Source organism: Novosphingobium sp., from assembly GCF_040398825.1.
In the GTDB taxonomy this organism is placed as follows: Bacteria; Pseudomonadota; Alphaproteobacteria; order Sphingomonadales; family Sphingomonadaceae; genus Novosphingobium.
In genome coordinates, this window is record NZ_JBBATI010000026.1 from 25,120 (window position 1) to 39,872 (window position 14,753).

16 protein-coding genes and 1 pseudogene are annotated in these 14,753 nt (G+C 66.2%); 13 read left to right on the forward strand and 4 right to left on the reverse strand.

Annotation, left to right across the window (positions count from 1 at the left end; translation table 11 throughout):
- Window positions 1–216: 216 nt before the first annotated feature.
- Genes pyrE through ABWP89_RS13085 form a run of 9 tightly spaced genes read left to right on the forward strand, consistent with a single transcriptional unit; the run spans window position 217 to window position 6,537 of the window.
- Window positions 217–816, forward strand: coding sequence for an orotate phosphoribosyltransferase (gene pyrE, locus ABWP89_RS13045; protein WP_353229781.1), 600 nt, complete (start codon window positions 217–219; stop codon window positions 814–816).
- Window positions 813–1,580 carry a pyridoxine 5'-phosphate synthase gene (locus ABWP89_RS13050; RefSeq protein WP_353229783.1) on the forward strand — a complete coding sequence of 256 codons (768 nt, stop codon included), beginning with the start codon at window positions 813–815 and terminating at the stop codon, window positions 1,578–1,580. The genes pyrE and ABWP89_RS13050 overlap by 4 nt, the downstream gene beginning before the upstream one ends.
- Window positions 1,577–2,005: a holo-ACP synthase gene (gene acpS, locus ABWP89_RS13055; protein ID WP_353229785.1), complete on the forward strand. Its 429-nt coding sequence runs from the start codon at window positions 1,577–1,579 to the stop codon at window positions 2,003–2,005. The genes ABWP89_RS13050 and acpS overlap by 4 nt, the downstream gene beginning before the upstream one ends.
- The gene (lepB, locus tag ABWP89_RS13060) at window positions 2,002–2,883 is read left to right on the forward strand and encodes a signal peptidase I (RefSeq protein ID WP_353229786.1); all 882 of its coding nucleotides are present in this window, start codon (window positions 2,002–2,004) and stop codon (window positions 2,881–2,883) included. The genes acpS and lepB overlap by 4 nt, the downstream gene beginning before the upstream one ends.
- A complete protein-coding gene (locus ABWP89_RS13065; RefSeq protein WP_353229787.1) occupies window positions 2,883–4,013 on the forward strand; it encodes an AI-2E family transporter in 1,131 nt (376 codons plus the stop codon). Before lepB ends, ABWP89_RS13065 begins: the two co-directional genes overlap by 1 nt.
- Window positions 4,010–5,140 (forward strand): DUF3089 domain-containing protein, encoded by a 1,131-nt coding sequence (locus tag ABWP89_RS13070; RefSeq protein WP_353229788.1) that lies wholly within the window; start codon window positions 4,010–4,012, stop codon window positions 5,138–5,140. Before ABWP89_RS13065 ends, ABWP89_RS13070 begins: the two co-directional genes overlap by 4 nt.
- Window positions 5,137–5,604 (forward strand): Holliday junction resolvase RuvX, encoded by a 468-nt coding sequence (gene ruvX, locus ABWP89_RS13075; protein ID WP_353229790.1) that lies wholly within the window; start codon window positions 5,137–5,139, stop codon window positions 5,602–5,604. Before ABWP89_RS13070 ends, ruvX begins: the two co-directional genes overlap by 4 nt.
- 49 nt (window positions 5,605–5,653) lie before the next feature.
- Complete coding sequence (locus tag ABWP89_RS13080) at window positions 5,654–6,139, forward strand: PaaI family thioesterase (RefSeq protein ID WP_502915287.1); 486 nt, start codon at window positions 5,654–5,656, stop codon at window positions 6,137–6,139.
- Window positions 6,136–6,537: a PaaI family thioesterase gene (locus ABWP89_RS13085; RefSeq protein ID WP_502915288.1), complete on the forward strand. Its 402-nt coding sequence runs from the start codon at window positions 6,136–6,138 to the stop codon at window positions 6,535–6,537. The genes ABWP89_RS13080 and ABWP89_RS13085 overlap by 4 nt, the downstream gene beginning before the upstream one ends.
- Here the strand turns inward: ABWP89_RS13085 and ABWP89_RS13090 are convergent.
- From ABWP89_RS13090 to argH, 4 genes are read right to left on the reverse strand one after another with little or no spacing between them, the layout of a single operon-like run.
- On the reverse strand, window positions 6,534–7,325 hold the full coding sequence (locus tag ABWP89_RS13090; protein WP_353229827.1) for a precorrin-2 dehydrogenase/sirohydrochlorin ferrochelatase family protein: 792 nt from the start codon (window positions 7,323–7,325) through the stop codon (window positions 6,534–6,536). The genes ABWP89_RS13085 and ABWP89_RS13090 overlap by 4 nt on opposite strands.
- 2 nt (window positions 7,326–7,327) lie before the next feature.
- The gene (gene lysA, locus ABWP89_RS13095) at window positions 7,328–8,587 is read right to left on the reverse strand and encodes a diaminopimelate decarboxylase (protein WP_353229793.1); all 1,260 of its coding nucleotides are present in this window, start codon (window positions 8,585–8,587) and stop codon (window positions 7,328–7,330) included.
- A gap of 21 nt (window positions 8,588–8,608) precedes the next feature.
- The gene (locus ABWP89_RS13100; protein ID WP_353229794.1) at window positions 8,609–8,857 is read right to left on the reverse strand and encodes a hypothetical protein; all 249 of its coding nucleotides are present in this window, start codon (window positions 8,855–8,857) and stop codon (window positions 8,609–8,611) included.
- Window positions 8,854–10,236 carry an argininosuccinate lyase gene (argH, locus tag ABWP89_RS13105; protein ID WP_353229828.1) on the reverse strand — a complete coding sequence of 461 codons (1,383 nt, stop codon included), beginning with the start codon at window positions 10,234–10,236 and terminating at the stop codon, window positions 8,854–8,856. The genes ABWP89_RS13100 and argH overlap by 4 nt, the downstream gene beginning before the upstream one ends.
- 31 nt (window positions 10,237–10,267) lie before the next feature.
- Between argH and ABWP89_RS13110 the strand changes: the two genes are divergently transcribed.
- From ABWP89_RS13110 to ABWP89_RS13125, 4 genes and pseudogenes are all read left to right on the forward strand, one after another.
- Window positions 10,268–10,882, forward strand: coding sequence for a TlpA family protein disulfide reductase (locus ABWP89_RS13110; RefSeq protein WP_353229795.1), 615 nt, complete (start codon window positions 10,268–10,270; stop codon window positions 10,880–10,882).
- Window positions 10,883–11,203: 321 nt separating this feature from the next.
- Window positions 11,204–12,028 (forward strand): thioesterase family protein, encoded by an 825-nt coding sequence (locus tag ABWP89_RS13115; protein ID WP_353229796.1) that lies wholly within the window; start codon window positions 11,204–11,206, stop codon window positions 12,026–12,028.
- 39 nt (window positions 12,029–12,067) lie between these two features.
- Window positions 12,068–13,315 (forward strand): serine hydrolase domain-containing protein, encoded by a 1,248-nt coding sequence (locus tag ABWP89_RS13120; RefSeq protein ID WP_353229830.1) that lies wholly within the window; start codon window positions 12,068–12,070, stop codon window positions 13,313–13,315.
- 185 nt (window positions 13,316–13,500) lie between these two features.
- A pseudogene (locus tag ABWP89_RS13125) lies at window positions 13,501–14,742 on the forward strand (3-hydroxyacyl-CoA dehydrogenase); the annotation flags it as partial.
- Window positions 14,743–14,753: the final 11 nt, after the last annotated feature.

A 14,753-nucleotide genomic window follows, 5' to 3' on the forward strand; every position in this document is an offset into this window, starting at 1 on the left:
ATTTTTTGCACCCTTTCGGGCACGCCTGCCGAACGCTTTCCGCATGCCCCGCGCCACGCAGGGATTACCGGCAAAACAGACTACACAGCCATGCAAAAAGGCTTGCCCCCGCCGCGCTGGCGCGCCATTTGCAAACCATGCCAATTGCCAGGAACGGGCCGAAGCGGCAATCGGTTGTCCCGGCACCACATGATCCATCAGGGTTTCCCACCGACCATGCAAGACAGTGACATCATTAACGAATTCCGCACCAGTGGCGCCCTGCTTGAAGGGCACTTCCTGTTGTCTTCGGGCCGTCACAGCGCGCACTACCTGCAATGCGCGCGCGTGCTGATGGATCCGATGCGGGCCACGCGGCTGGCCTCTGCACTGGCCGCCACGCTGCCGCGCGACGTGCGCCAGCAGATTCAAAAGGTGGTGTCGCCGGCCATGGGCGGCGTGATCATCGGGCATGAAATGGGCCGCGCGCTGGGGGTAGAGGCGCTGTTTGTCGAACGTCCGACCGGCACATTCGAACTGCGCCGGGGTTTCACGCTGACCCCAGGAGATCGCGTGCTGATGGTCGAAGATGTGGTGACCACCGGCCTGTCCAGCCGCGAAGCCATCCGCGCGATCGAGGAAGCGGGCGGCGTGGTGATCGCGGCGGCCGCGCTGGTCGACCGGTCTGCCGGCACGGTGGAACTGGGGGTGCCGTTCCACCCGCTGATCACGCTCAATTTCCCGACGTATGCGCCCGACGAAGTGCCGGCCGATCTGGCGCTGACCCCTGCCATCAAACCCGGCAGCCGGGCCGAATCGAACGGAGCCGCTGCATGACGGCAAACGCGCCCCATGCGGGCACGTCCCCGTTGCGACTTGGCCGGTTGCGGCTGGGGGTCAACATCGACCATGTCGCCACGGTCCGCAACGCACGCGGCGGCGACCATCCCGATCCGGTGCGCGCCGCACAGATCGTTGCCGATGTCGGTGCCGACGGCATCACCGCGCATCTGCGCGAGGACCGGCGCCATATCCGCGACGATGATATCGTGCGCATCCAGGCCGCGACCGGCCTGCCACTGAATTTCGAAATGGCCGCGACCGAGGAAATGGTGGCGATCGCGCTGAAATACCGCCCCCACGCGGCGTGCATCGTGCCCGAACGGCGCGAGGAACGCACGACCGAGGGCGGTCTGGATGCCGCCGGGCAATATGACCGCCTGTTGCCGATCGTGGCACAGCTGGGCGCGGCGGGCATCCGCGTCAGCCTGTTCATCGCGCCTGATCCGCGCCAGATCGAGGCCGCGATCCGCTTGGGCGCGCCGGTGGTAGAACTGCACACCGGCGAATATGCCGAGGCCGATGTGGCCGAACGGCCCGCGCAATTGCGCCGGATTGCCGAAATGGCGGCGCTGGCGGCGCGCAACGGGATCGAACCGCATGCCGGCCACGGGCTGACCTATGATAATGTGCAGCCGATTGCGGCGATTCCGCAACTGGCCGAACTGAACATCGGGCACCATCTGATTGGTGAGGCGATCTTTACCGGGCTGGCCCAGGCGGTGCGCCACATGCGCGATCTGATGGACCAGGCGCGGTGATCATCGGGCTGGGGTCTGATCTGTGCAATATCGAACGGATTCAGGCCGCGCTCGACCGGTTTGGCAACCGGTTTGAAACGCGCGTGTTCACCGCCACCGAATGCGCCAAGGCCGCGCGCCGCCCGTTCACCCGTGCCGGCACGCTGGCCAAGCGGTTTGCCGCCAAAGAGGCGTTTGCCAAAGCGGTCGGCACCGGGTTTCGCAGCGGCGTGTTCATGAAGGATATCGGCGTGGTCAACGCCGCATCGGGCGCGCCCACGCTGGCGCTGACCGGCGGCGCGGCCGCGCGGTTGCAGGCGATCACCCCGCCCGGGCACCACGCGGTGGTGCACCTGACGATGACCGATGATCACCCCTGGGCACAGGCGCTGGTGGTGATCGAGGCCCGCGCCAGCGCCACGGCAGAGGCCGCACCCGGCGCATGAACCACGACGAATCGCCCGCCGCACCGGATATTGCGCCCGTGCCCGCGCCTGCCGCCGATGCACGCGGGCCGGACTGGCTGGTCGAACTGCGCGGGTTGGCGCTGATGCTGGCGGCAGTGGTCACGTTCCACAGCCTGGTGGCCAAACCGTTCTATATTCCATCGATTTCGATGATGCCCAACCTGCTGGTGGGCGATCGGCTGGTGGTGTCGAAATACCCCTATGGCTGGTCGTGGGTATCGGCATCGTTCCACGTGCTGCCGCGATCGCCGCTGCGGTTGTTTGGCGCAACGCCCGAATATGGCGACGTCGTCATCGTCGTGCCGCCCAACAGCGACGACGATTATATCAAGCGCGTGGTGGCGCTGCCGGGTGACCGCATCGCGGTCAGCGGGGGCCAGATCATCCTGAACGGCCAGCGCATCGCGCAACGGCCCGAAGCGCCGCTGATGTTGCCGGTCGACCGTAACCAGCCGTGTGACCCCGACGATTTTCCGGGCCTGCGGTATCGCAGCAGCGACGGGCGGATGTATTGCGAATTGCCGATCTTTCGCGAAACCCTGCCCAACGGCGCGACCTATCGCATTATCGACCACCGCGATCAGCCGCTCGACAACTATCCCGAAACGCGCGTGCCGGCGGGCCACGTGTTCCTGATGGGTGACAACCGCGACCATTCCGCCGACAGCCGCGCCCCGATCGAGGAAAAGGGCCTGGGCGGGCCGGTGCCGCTGTCCAGCGTCGGCGGCCGCGCCGAATTCATCACGTTTTCATTCGACGGTACCGAAGCCTGGAACCCGATGAGCTGGTGGAATGCCTTGCGCAGCGGGCGGTCGTGGACCAGACTGCGGCCGATGGTAACAGCCCGGAATCATTGATGATGACACCCGACGATACCGCTGCTGCGCCGGACCAGACCAGCGGGCCAACCGACATCCGCGACGGGCTGGTCCGGTCAGAGGCGAAACGTGCAGCCGTGTGGCTGGGCATGGCGTCGCTGATCGCGCTGGCGGTCTATCTGGCGCAACCGCTGATCGTCATTTTTGGCGGGATCGTGTTCGCGGCGATGATCGACGGCGGGCAGCGCCTGCTGGCGCGCGCACTGCCAGCGCGGCTGCAACTGCCCCGCGGGGTGCGCATCGCGATCGTCCTGCTGGCGGCGGTGGCATTTGTGGTCTGGCTGGTGATGTTTGCCGGCAACCAGATTGCCGCACAGGCGACCGAATTGCCCCGGCTGATCGCGACCCAGGCGCAACGCCTGGGTGATCTGGCGCGGGCGCACGGACTGCTTCCCAAAATCATCGACATGTCGGGTCTGGAAACCCGCATTGCCGGCGAACTGGCTGGCGGTGTCGGCCCGCTGACACGCGCGCTGGGCGGGCTGTTCGGCGGGTTTACGACGTTTTTCCTGATCATCGTGCTCGGCATCTATTTCGCGGTGGAGCCCGATCTGTATCAGCGCGGGCTGGCCTGGTTGCTGCCCACGCAAACCCGCAACGACTGGCACGGCATCACGCACGATATGGGCCGTGCGCTGCGCCGGCTGTTGTTCGGGCGGTTGATCGGCATGGCATCCGAAGGCGCGGCAACCTGGCTGCTGCTGTCGGCGTGGGGGGTGCCGATGGCCGCGCTGCTGGGGCTGTTGACCGGGCTGCTGGCGTTTTTGCCCAATATCGGTGCGCCCATATCCGGCGGGCTGATGATCATGGTCGGCTTTTCCGCCGGGGTGAACACCGGGATCTATTGCATCGTGGTCTATGCGGTGGTGCAGATTGTCGATGGCAACATTGTCGTGCCGATGGTCGCCAAGAAAACCGCCGATCTGGCGCCCGCGCTGGTGCTGGGCGCACAGCTGATCTTTGGCGTGCTGTTCGGGCTGCTGGGGCTGGTGCTGGCCGACCCGCTGGTGGCGATGGTAAAAATCGCGCTGCAGCGCCAGGCCAGCCGCAACGACAGCGATCGCGTCGATGATGCCGCCGATGCGGCCGGATCGGGATCCCCTCGGTGAAATCCGCCCTGGTCGGCTTTGCCGTCCTGATGGTGGCACTGATCGTGATCGAATCGGCGGCGCTGCGCTGGGGCGGGCCCTTGATCGAACCCATACTGATGGCGCCGCGCGTGGCCTTTGTCAGCCTGCCGCCGCTGCCGGCCACCGCGTATGATTCGCCGGCGATGTGGCTGGCCGGCCCGCGCGTGGCGGCAGACCGGGCCGACGATCCGGCGCAATACCTGCCGCCTGGGGTGCGGCATGATCGCCAGGGCCGCGCCTATGTGTTTTTTCTGCACCCGACCACGTTTCTGGGGCGTAACAACTGGAACGCGCCGCTGGACCACGCGGATTCGCGCATGCGCGCCGAACTGGCGGTGCGCACGATGGCCAGCGTGTTCAACGACGAAGCGGCGATCTATGCCCCGCGCTATCGGCAGGCGGCGATGGGCACATTCCTGATCGACCGCGCGGATTCGCAACGCGCGCTGGCGCTGGCCGAGGGCGATGCCACGATGGCATTTGCGGCATTCCTGCGCGCTATCCCCCCCACAGCACCAATCGTGCTGGCCGGGCACAGCCAGGGCGCGCTAATCATGCTGCGCCTGTTGCGCGATAAGGTGCGCGGCACGCCCGTGGCCGACCGGGTTGCCGCGGTCTATCTGGCCGGATGGCCGGTCTCGCCCGCGCATGACCAGCCGCAAACCGGACTGCCCGGCTGCACCCGCCCCGATCAGCCGCATTGCGTGATGGCGTGGATGAGCTTTGCCCGGCCTGCCGATCCGCAACGTGTGCACCTGCTGGCGGCGCATTATCCCGCGCTGGACGGCCAGATCGGCCACGACGCGCCGCTGTGCACCAATCCGCTGAACGGCGGCGCGGCAGACGCGGCGCCCGTCGCGGCCAATGCCGGCAGCCTGCTGATTGGCGATGAATACACCCGGGCCGCCATGGTCCGGCCATCGGTAGGCGCGCGCTGCGACCGTGCCAGCGGTCTGCTGCTGATCACCGCGCCGCTGTATATGGGCGCCGAAATCCTGTCGGGCAACGATTACACCGCGCACGATTACGCATTGTTCTGGCGCAACCTGCGCGCCGATGTGGCACAGCGCACCAGCGCCTGGCAGCGAAGGCATTCCGACACATGATCACCACGCGCGCACCCGAATTTCGTGAAGCACTGCCCCAGGGCGGCGTGCTGATGGGGCTGGACCCGGGCACAAAGACCATCGGGCTGGCGCTGTGCGATGCCGGCTGGCGCTTTGCCAGCCCGGCACATACCGTGATCCGGCGCAAATTCCGTGATGACAAGGCCGAAATCGCCGCGTTGGTCGCCGCGCGCAGCGTGGCCGGGCTGGTCATCGGCCTGCCGCTCAACATGGATGGGAGCGACAGCCCGCGCGCGCAGGCGGCGCGGGCGATGGCGCGCAATCTGGCCGATCTGGCGCTGCCGATCCTGATGTGGGACGAACGCTGGAGCACAAAGGCGGCGGAGCGCGCGATGATCGACCAGGACATGAGCCGTGCCCGCCGCGCCGAACGCATCGATGCCCATGCCGCCGCGCTGATCCTGCAGGCCGCGATCGACAATCTGGCCGGCGCGGTGTTTTGAAATCGGGGACCGGCTTGCAATAACCGGCTTGTCCATGCAGGACAACGCGATGGATCAGTCCGAAACCCCCGAAAACGCCTTTGAACGCATATCCTGCGAAGACCGGTTCGACCCGGCCAAGTGGGGCGCGCGGATGAATTTCGGCGGCCACAGCGGGTTTATCGGCATGCGTTACCGCGACCACGGCCCGATGTGGATCGAACTGGAATTCGACTGGCGCGAAGACCTGGTGGGTGAGGTGGAGACCGGGGTGCTGGCATCGGGACCGATCATCAGCCTGCTCGACAACGCCACATCGATGTCGGTGTGGACGCGCACCGGGCAGTTTCGTCCACAGGTCACGCTGGATCTGCGCATCGATTACACCCGCGCCGCGGTGCCCGGCAAAACGATCGTGGCGCGTGCCGAATGCTATCAGGTGCGCCGGTCGATGGCGTTTGTGCGCGGCATTGCCCATGATGGCGATCCGGATGACCCGGTCGCGCATGCCGCCGGGATCTTCATGCTGGTCGACGCAGAGGGATGGACCAAGTGAGCGCCATAGCATTGCCCCCTTATGCGCTGGCCATGGGCATGATGATCGACCGGATGGATCAGGGCAGCCCGGTGATCGCCATGGACTATTCGCCGCGCGCCACCGGCCGCCCCGGATTTTTTCATGGCGGAGTGATCGGCGGGGTGCTGGAAATGGCCGGTTTTGCCGCGCTTTCGGCCGAAATCGCGCGACAGGGCAGCGACATGCGGATCAGACCGATCAATATCAGCACCGAATATCTGCGCAGCGGCCTGCCCGAACGGTTGTACGCGCGCGGCGAAGTGGTGCGCGCCGGCCGCCGCGTGGCCAATGTGCGCATCGAAGCCTGGCAATCCGACCGCGATCGCCCGGTCGCCAGCTGCTGGATGAATTTCCAGCTGTCACCGCGCAAGGTTTAAAGGCGCAGTTCAACCACAATGCCGGCGGGTTCGGCATCACCCGGCGCCAGCCGCAACGCATCCGCGCGCGCGCGCACCAGGATCGCCACGGGCACATCGGGCCCTGCCACCAGCGCATCGGCCTGACCCAGCAAGCGCGCCTGCCGCAGCGTCAGGTCATCGGGATCGGGGCTGGTCAGGTGGATCACATGGCGCGCCGGTGCGATGGCCGTACTGCCATCAATCCAGCGCAACACCGCGTCGGGCGCGTGTTCGGCAAAGGGATCGAGCGCGCCACCGGCGCCCAGCGCACCATCCAGCGCCCGGCGCCGCTCCGCCCCATCGGGCCACCGCCGCCGCAGCACCGTGCGCGCGGCAAACAGCGCGTCGGCCAGCCCACCCAGCCGTGCCGGCAACAGCGCATCGATGCGCAGCCGCAGCGCCTTGGCCAGACCGGCGCTGGCGCCAGCCGTGCCCACCGCGATCACCACCGGCGCACGGTCGATCAGCGATGGCGTGGTAAAATCGCACAGCTCTGGCCGATCGACGACATTGACCAGCAGCCCGGCACAGCGCGCGCGCAGCGCATCGGCCCGCGCCGCGGTTTCATCATCGTGCGCAATGAACGCGATACGAGCGCCGGTATCGATGCCCTGCGCCAGGTCATCGACCACCAGCCCGCCCGCACGTTCGACCAGCCGGCGTTTGGCCGCCGCCGCATCGCCCACCCCCAGCACGATCACCGGTTGCCCGGCGATACGGTGAAACAGCGGTAGCGCGGGCAGCGTCCGGGCCAGACCTTCGCCCATCGTCACATCAGGAAATCCGGCACGCGTTCGGCGGCCAGGATCGTCGCCGGGGCAATCCGGTCGGCCACCACCGCCCAGCGATCGCCATCGACCATCACCTCTGGCACCATCGCGCGCGAATTGTACGTGCTGGCCATTGTCGCGCCATAGGCGCCGGCAGTGCGGAACACCGCCAGATCACCACGCGCCACGCTGTCAATTTCGCGCGCCATGGCAAAGGTATCGCTCGATTCGCAGATCGGCCCGACGATGTTGGCGGTCATGCCCTCGCCATTGGGCGCAACCGCGGCAAAATCGTGCCAGGCATCGTACATCGCCGGGCGCGCCAGATCGTTCATCGCCGCATCGACCACCACCCACGGGTGGCTGGCGCCGTCTTTCACGCGAATCACGCGGGTCAGCAGCACGCCGGTGTTGCCGGTGATCACGCGTCCTGGTTCGAACATCAGCGTCACGCCCCAGTCGGCGGTCACCCGCGCCACCATCGCGGCGTATTCGGCCGGCTGCGGAAACACCTCGCCCGCTTTGTACGGCACGCCGACCCCGCCCCCCAGATCCATGTGGGTGATCGCATAGCCCGCAGCGCGGATCGCCTGCATCAGCGTGCCGACTTTGGCAAAGGCCGCCTCCAGCGGGTCCAGCCGCGACAGCTGGCTGCCGATGTGCAGCGCCAGGCCGCGCATATTCAGCCCGGGTTCCACCGCCAGCCGGGCAAAGATGTCGCCTGCGCGGTCGAACGGCACGCCGAATTTGTTCTCCGCCTTGCCGGTCGAAATCTTGCCATGCGTGCCGGCATCGACATCGGGATTGACGCGCAGCGCACAGGCCGCTTCACGCCCCATGTCCCGCGCGATTTCGGCCAGTTCCAGCCCCTCTTCGGCGCTTTCCAGATTGAACTGGCCGATCCCGGCCTGCAGCGCGCGCGCCATTTCGGCATGGGTCTTGCCCACACCCGAGAACACGATACCCTCTGGCGCCATGCCCGCGGCCAGCGCGCGTTCAAGCTCCCCGCCCGAAACCACATCGGCGCCATAGCCCTCTGCCGCCAGCACTTTCAGCACCGCCAGATTGGGGTTGGATTTTACGGCAAAGGCAATGCGGAACGCCGGCAGAATGGCCAGCGCATCGCGAAACACGCGCGCATGCCGGGTCAGCGTGGCGCGCGAATAGACATAGACCGGCGTACCCACGGCATCGGCAATGCGCGGCAGCGGCACGGATTCAGCGCGCAACACGCCATCGTGATAGTCAAAATGATCCATGGTGGGCGGCCTTCGGGACAATCAGTTTTCGGGGGGCAGGTCGAACGGATCATCGGTCCGTTCTTCGGACCGGACGCGCACATCGACATTGCGTTCGGGCCGCGCCTCTACCGGCGGTTTGATCAGCTGGTCGGCGTTGGGCTGATACCCGCTGCCATAGGGCGCGCGCGGCAGCACATGCCCGGCCAGCGGTTTCAGCGTGCGTTTCACCCCGCAGCCCGACAGCGCGAGCGCGGCGACAACGGCGAGTAGCAGCGCAGAACGCTTCATCCTAAACCCTCCAACCCCAGCGCGCGGACCGCATCGGCCACGCGCAGTGCCACTTGCGCCGGCGCAGTGCCGCCATGGCTCTTGCGCGCCGCGACCGAGGCTTCGACCGACAGCGCGGCATAGACGCGCGCATCGATGCGCGCATCGATCGCCTGCAGATCGGCCAGTGGCAACTGATCGAGCGCCACACCGCGGCTTTCCGCCAACCGCACCGCACTGCCGGTGATGTGGTGCGCTTCACGAAACGGGATATCGGCCTGGCGCACCAGCCAGTCGGCCAGATCGGTGGCGGTGGCGTAGCCCAGTTCGGCGGCGGCGCGCATGCGATCGGTGCGAAACCGCGCCTCTGCCACCATGCCGGTCATCGCCGCGATCGACAGCGCCAGCAGCGATGCTGCTTCGAACACCGGCGGCTTGTCGTCCTGCATATCCTTGGAATAGGCCAGCGGCAGGCCTTTCATGGTGATCATCAGCGACGTCAGGCTGCCGATCACGCGCCCGGCATGGCCGCGCACCAGTTCGGCGGCATCGGGGTTCTTTTTCTGCGGCATGATCGAACTGCCGGTCGACAGGCTGTCGGGCAGCACGACAAAGCCGAACGGCTGGCTGGCCCAGATGATGAACTCTTCGGCCAGGCGCGACAGGTGCAGCGCGATCTGGGCGCCGGCCATCAGGAAATCGATGGCAAAATCGCGGTCCGATACCGAATCGAGGCTGTTGGCAGTGGGCCGGTCGAACCCGAGCGCGGCGGCGGTCATCGCCCGGTCGATCGGAAACCCGGTCCCGGCCAGCGCGGCCGCGCCCAGCGGGCATTCGTTCATCCGCGCGCGCGCATCGGTCAGCCGCGACCGATCCCGCCGGATCATTTCGTAATAGGCCAGCAGGTGATGCCCCAGCGTGACCGGCTGCGCGGTTTGCAGGTGGGTGAAACCGGGCATGATCGACGCGGCATGTTCGCCAGCGCGGGTCACCAGCGCCACCTGCAGCGCGTGCAGGCCGGCATCGGTCTGGTCCACGCAATCGCGCACCCACAGCCGGAAATCGGTGGCGACCTGGTCATTGCGGCTGCGCGCGGTGTGCAACCGGCCGGCAACTGGCCCGATCAGTTCGGCCAGCCGACTTTCGGTGGTCATGTGGATGTCTTCAAGATCCCAGTTTTCGGGCACGCCCTGCGTGGCATATTCGGCCGCCACCTGGTCCAGCCCGGCGGCGATCGTGGCCGCATCGTCGGCCGAAACCACGCCGGTCGCGCCCAGCATCGCCACATGCGCCTTTGACGCGGCGATATCCTGCCCCCACAGTGCCTTGTCGAACGGGATCGAGGCATTTATCTCACGCATGATCGCCGATGGGCCCGCGGCAAACCGGCCGCCCCACATTGCATTGGCCATTTTTGGATCGGAGCCCGAATTGCCGCTCATTTCGTTTCGTCTGCCTATGGTCGCGGCGCTGGCCGCCGGGATCGCCATGCTGTCGGGCTGCGATAGAGAGACGCGCGCCCCGGCGCAACCGCAGAGCAGCGCGAGCGCCGCAGCGGCGGAACCGGGCGCGAGCGAAGCCTTTGCCGGCAAGATCGATCGCAGCCACGCGGGTTCGGTGCTGCCCAAGGCCATGGTCACCGACGCCAAGGGCGCAAAGCTGAATATCGAAAGCCTGGCCGGCAAAGCGGTGCTGATCAACCTGTGGGCAACCTGGTGCGCACCGTGCGTAAAGGAATTGCCCACCTTGAACGAACTCGCCGCGCGCCATGCCGGCCGATTGGCAGTGGTCACCGTGTCGCAGGATATGGCCCCGTCCGATCCTGCACAGCCGGACAAGATCAGCGCAATGATGACCGGCCGCCACTATGACCACCTGCCCGCGTGGCGCGATCCCGACAACACGCTGGCGTTTTTCTACAATTCCGGGGAATTGCCAACCAGCGTGCTGTATGATGCGCACGGCCACGAAGTGTGGCGCATGGTCGGCGCGCACGACTGGGCGGCGCCAGACAGCGCCGCGCTGATCGCGCCAGCGCTGAATTAACGCCTGATGGGTTGGGCCCGAAAGCGCTGATAAAGTGCCCAATTCCCCGAACAAAAAGCCCTCCCCCTCAGGTGGAGGGTTGGGAGGGGGTGTGCGACGCCGATTGGTTGTGCGACCAATCGGGCCATTGACACCCCTCCCCAACCCTTCCCCTGACGGGAGGGGCTTAAAAATCTCATCCCGCACCCGCCAACCCGATGCCGTAGCGGAAAGCGCAAGGGCGCCGCGCTGCGCGGATTTGCGCCGGGCATGCGCATGCGCAAATCCCCTTTTCGTACCCGCGCCAATCCCCTAACCACCCGGTTAAGCGGAGTCGGAAAGGTGGTTGAACGGGTGGCGCAAAGCGGTGAACAGGATGCGATGACGGCGCTGTCGCTGACCCAGCTGGCGGACGGCCTGGTGCGCAACGGCGATCATTGGTCGCTCCACGGTGCGGCCGGCTGGATGCAGGGGCGCACGATGTATGGCGGCGCGTCATCGTATATTGCCTATGTCGCTGCGACCGCCACGTTCCCCGATCTGCCACCGCTGCGCGCCGCGCAGATCGGCTTCATCGGCCCGGTGGGAGAGGATATCACGGCGCGCGCCACCATTTTGCGCGCCGGCAAAAGCGTCAGCCATGTCGAAACCAGTCTGTGGTGTGACGATGCGCTGGTGCATCGCGCCATCTGGCTGTTCGGACACGCGCGCCCCGCCAATGGTTCCAACCCCGCGGCCCAGCTGACCGACCTGACCGCGCCCGAAACGGCGGAAGCGTTTCTGGGCGCGCCCGCGACGATGACTTTCCTCAACCGCATGGACGTGCGCCGCGCCACCCCGCGCGGTGGTGAGGGACCACCCGCAATCCGCCGCTGGGTGCGGTTGAAGGACCGCGCCGGGCTGGACCCGCATGCCGAACTGATCGCGATCGGCGATACCCTGCCGCCGGGGTCAATGCGCGCGATGGAACGGCCCGGGCCGATCAGTTCGATCAACTGGTCGCTGACGCTGTTGGGTGATACGATCACCACGCGCGATGGCTGGTGGCTGCTGGAAACCGCATCGAACCATATGGCCGACGGGTTTTCCAGCGAAACGCTGCGGCTGTGGAACACCGACGGGACAGAGGTGATGCGCGGCCTGCAATCGGTGGCGATTTTCGGATAAACCAACCCAAACCATAATTTTACGGGAATCAGGATGACAATCGAACTGGCCAGACCGGCCGACCACGGGTTTGATGCAAGCCGGCTGGACCGCATCGCCGATTTCGTGATGCGCGACTATGTCGGCCCCGGCCGGTTTCCCGGCGCCGACATCCTGGTCGCGCGCGATGGCGTGCCGGTGTGGCGCGCGACAATGGGCCAGATGCGCGCCGATGGCACGCCCTGGGCGCCCGATGCGATCTGCCGCATCGCATCGATGACCAAGCCGATCGTGTCGATCGCATTCATGATGCTGGTGGAACAGGGGCTGGTGGCGCTGGATGACCCGGTGACCAGATTTGTGCCCGAATTTGCAAATCTGCGGCTTTATGCCGGCGGCGGCGGCGATGCCCCGTTCAACCCGGGGCCGCTGGCGGCGCCGATGCGCATGGTCGATCTGCTCAACCACCGGTCCGGGCTGAGCTATGGCATCCAGAACCGCAACAATATCGACGCCGCCTATCGCAAGGGACGGCTGGACGGGCATCCCGGGCTGGATGGCAACGACGCGTTCATCGCCGGTCTGGCGGCGCTGCCGCTGGAATTCAATCCGGGTGAGGCGTGGCAATATTCGGTATCCGTCGATGTGCTGGGGGTGATTGTCGCGCGCATTTCCGGGCAGAGCCTGGGCACGTTTTTGCAGGAGCGCATCTTTGGCCCGCTGGGCATGGTCGATACCGCGTTCTTCTGCCCGGCGGACAAGGCGCACCGGCTGGCAGATTCGTGGATTCACGTGCCGGGTGACAAACCAAAGCAGTTCGATGCGGCCGAAAAATCCGGGTTGTTGCGGCAACCCCGGTTTGACAGCGGCGGCGGCGGGCTGGTTTCCACCACGGGCGATTATCACCGGTTCTGCCGCATGCTGGTGGGCAAAGGCGCCACTGACGGCGTGCGCCTGATCAGCCCGGCCACGCTGCGGCTGATGACCGCCAACCATTTGCGCGATCCGCGCAGCGGTCAGCCGGTCGATCTGCCGCAGATCGCGCGCGCGCTGTTCAGCGATGCCAAACAGGCGGGCACCGGGTTTGGCCTGGGCTTTGCCGTGACCATCGACCCGGCGCGCACGCTGACTGCGGGCAATGCCGGCGAATTTTTCTGGAGCGGCATCCATTCGACCAAGTTCTTTGTCGATCCGACCGAAGGCCTGTCGGTGGTGTTCATGACCCAGGTGTTTCCATCGGTGATTTTCCCGATCCGCGAACAGCTGAAAACCCTGACTTATGCCGCGCTGACCGACAGCCGCGCCTGAGAGTCTTTTGTGAAAATGCCACCCACCGCCCCGCACCCCCGGCCCAACCGCCCAGAGGATACCTTCAAAGGGCGGTTGGGCCGGGGTTGCGGGGCGGTGGGTGGCACAAAGTCGCGGGCAGAACACTTTCAAAACAGACTCTGAACCATCCGAACTGTAGGAGCATTCCCATGTCCGACCCCATCACCGGCGCCAAAGAGCATATCGATGCGGCGCGCAAAGCCGCCGCCGTCATCGCCGACATTCCGGCCGATACCCCGCTGATCCCGGTGGCCCAGGTCGGCGTGATCGGCGCCGGCACAATGGGCGGCGGGATCACCATGAATTTCCTGACCGCCGGCGTGCCCGTCACCATCGTCGAAACCAATCAGGAAGCGCTGGACCGCGGTGTTGCCACCATCCGCCGCAATTACGAAACAACCGTGAAAAAGGGCAAGATGGACGCCGCCCAGGCCGAACGCGCGATCGCCCTGCTGACGCCGACGCTCGATTTCGCCGCGCTGGCCACGGCCGACCTGGTGATCGAGGCGGTCTATGAAAGCATGGATGTCAAAAAAGACGTGTTCACCCGGCTGGATGCGATCGCCAAACCCGGCGCGATCCTGGCCAGCAACACCAGCTATCTGGATGTCGATGCGATCGCGGCGGTCACCAGCCGTCCGGCGTCGGTGCTGGGCACGCATTTCTTTTCGCCTGCGAATGTCATGAAACTGCTCGAAGTGGTGCGGGGCCGCGAAACCGGCGCGTCTGAACTGGCGACGGTGATGGCGCTGTCGGTGAAAATCGGCAAGATCCCGGTGGTATCGGGCGTGTGCCATGGTTTTATCGGCAACCGCATGCTGTCCCCGCGTCAGGCCGCCGCGCAGGCGCTGATCATGGAAGGCGCGAATTACTGGGATGTGGATGAGGCGCTGCTGGAATTCGGCTTTCCCATGGGGCCGTGGCAGATGGCCGATCTGGCCGGGGTGGACATCGGCTGGCACCGCGATCCCACGCGGATCGAAAACTTGCGCGAAGCATTGTGCGCGGTCGGCCGCTGGGGGCAAAAGACCAAAAAGGGCTTTTACGATTACGACGACAACCGCCAGCGCACCCCGTCGGACGAGGTCAAGGCGATCATCGCCGATTTCGCCGCCAGGGCCGGCAAGCCGCAACGTGCGATCGGCAAGGAAGAGATCCGCGAACGCCTGCTCTATCCGATGATCAGCGAAGGCGCGCTGATCCTGGCCGAGGGCATTTCGCAATCGGCCGGCGATATCGATACGGTCTGGCTGAACGGTTATGGCTGGCCGGCGTGGACCGGCGGGCCGATGTTCTGGGCCGATCATATCGGGCTGGCCACGGTGGTCGATGGCCTGACCCGCCATGGTCAGCCGGTGGCGCCGCTGCTGGCCGCCAAGGCAGCGGCCGGCGAAACCTTCAACTGACGAAAGGCCCA

Bases quoted from the DNA above. Each gene is read 5' to 3' on its own strand.
- pyrE (WP_353229781.1), top strand. From the start codon at position 217: ATGCAAGACAGTGACATCATTAACGAATTCCGCACCAGTGGCGCCCTG.
- ABWP89_RS13080 (WP_502915287.1), top strand. From the start codon at position 5,654: ATGGATCAGTCCGAAACCCCCGAAAACGCCTTTGAACGCATATCCTGC.
- argH (WP_353229828.1), bottom strand. From the start codon at position 10,236: ATGTGGGGCGGCCGGTTTGCCGCGGGCCCATCGGCGATCATGCGTGAG.
- ABWP89_RS13065 (WP_353229787.1), top strand. From the start codon at position 2,883: ATGATGACACCCGACGATACCGCTGCTGCGCCGGACCAGACCAGCGGG.
- ABWP89_RS13100 (WP_353229794.1), bottom strand. From the start codon at position 8,857: ATGAAGCGTTCTGCGCTGCTACTCGCCGTTGTCGCCGCGCTCGCGCTG.
- lysA (WP_353229793.1), bottom strand. From the start codon at position 8,587: ATGGATCATTTTGACTATCACGATGGCGTGTTGCGCGCTGAATCCGTG.
- lepB (WP_353229786.1), top strand. From the start codon at position 2,002: ATGAACCACGACGAATCGCCCGCCGCACCGGATATTGCGCCCGTGCCC.
- ruvX (WP_353229790.1), top strand. From the start codon at position 5,137: ATGATCACCACGCGCGCACCCGAATTTCGTGAAGCACTGCCCCAGGGC.
- ABWP89_RS13050 (WP_353229783.1), top strand. From the start codon at position 813: ATGACGGCAAACGCGCCCCATGCGGGCACGTCCCCGTTGCGACTTGGC.
- ABWP89_RS13090 (WP_353229827.1), bottom strand. From the start codon at position 7,325: ATGGGCGAAGGTCTGGCCCGGACGCTGCCCGCGCTACCGCTGTTTCAC.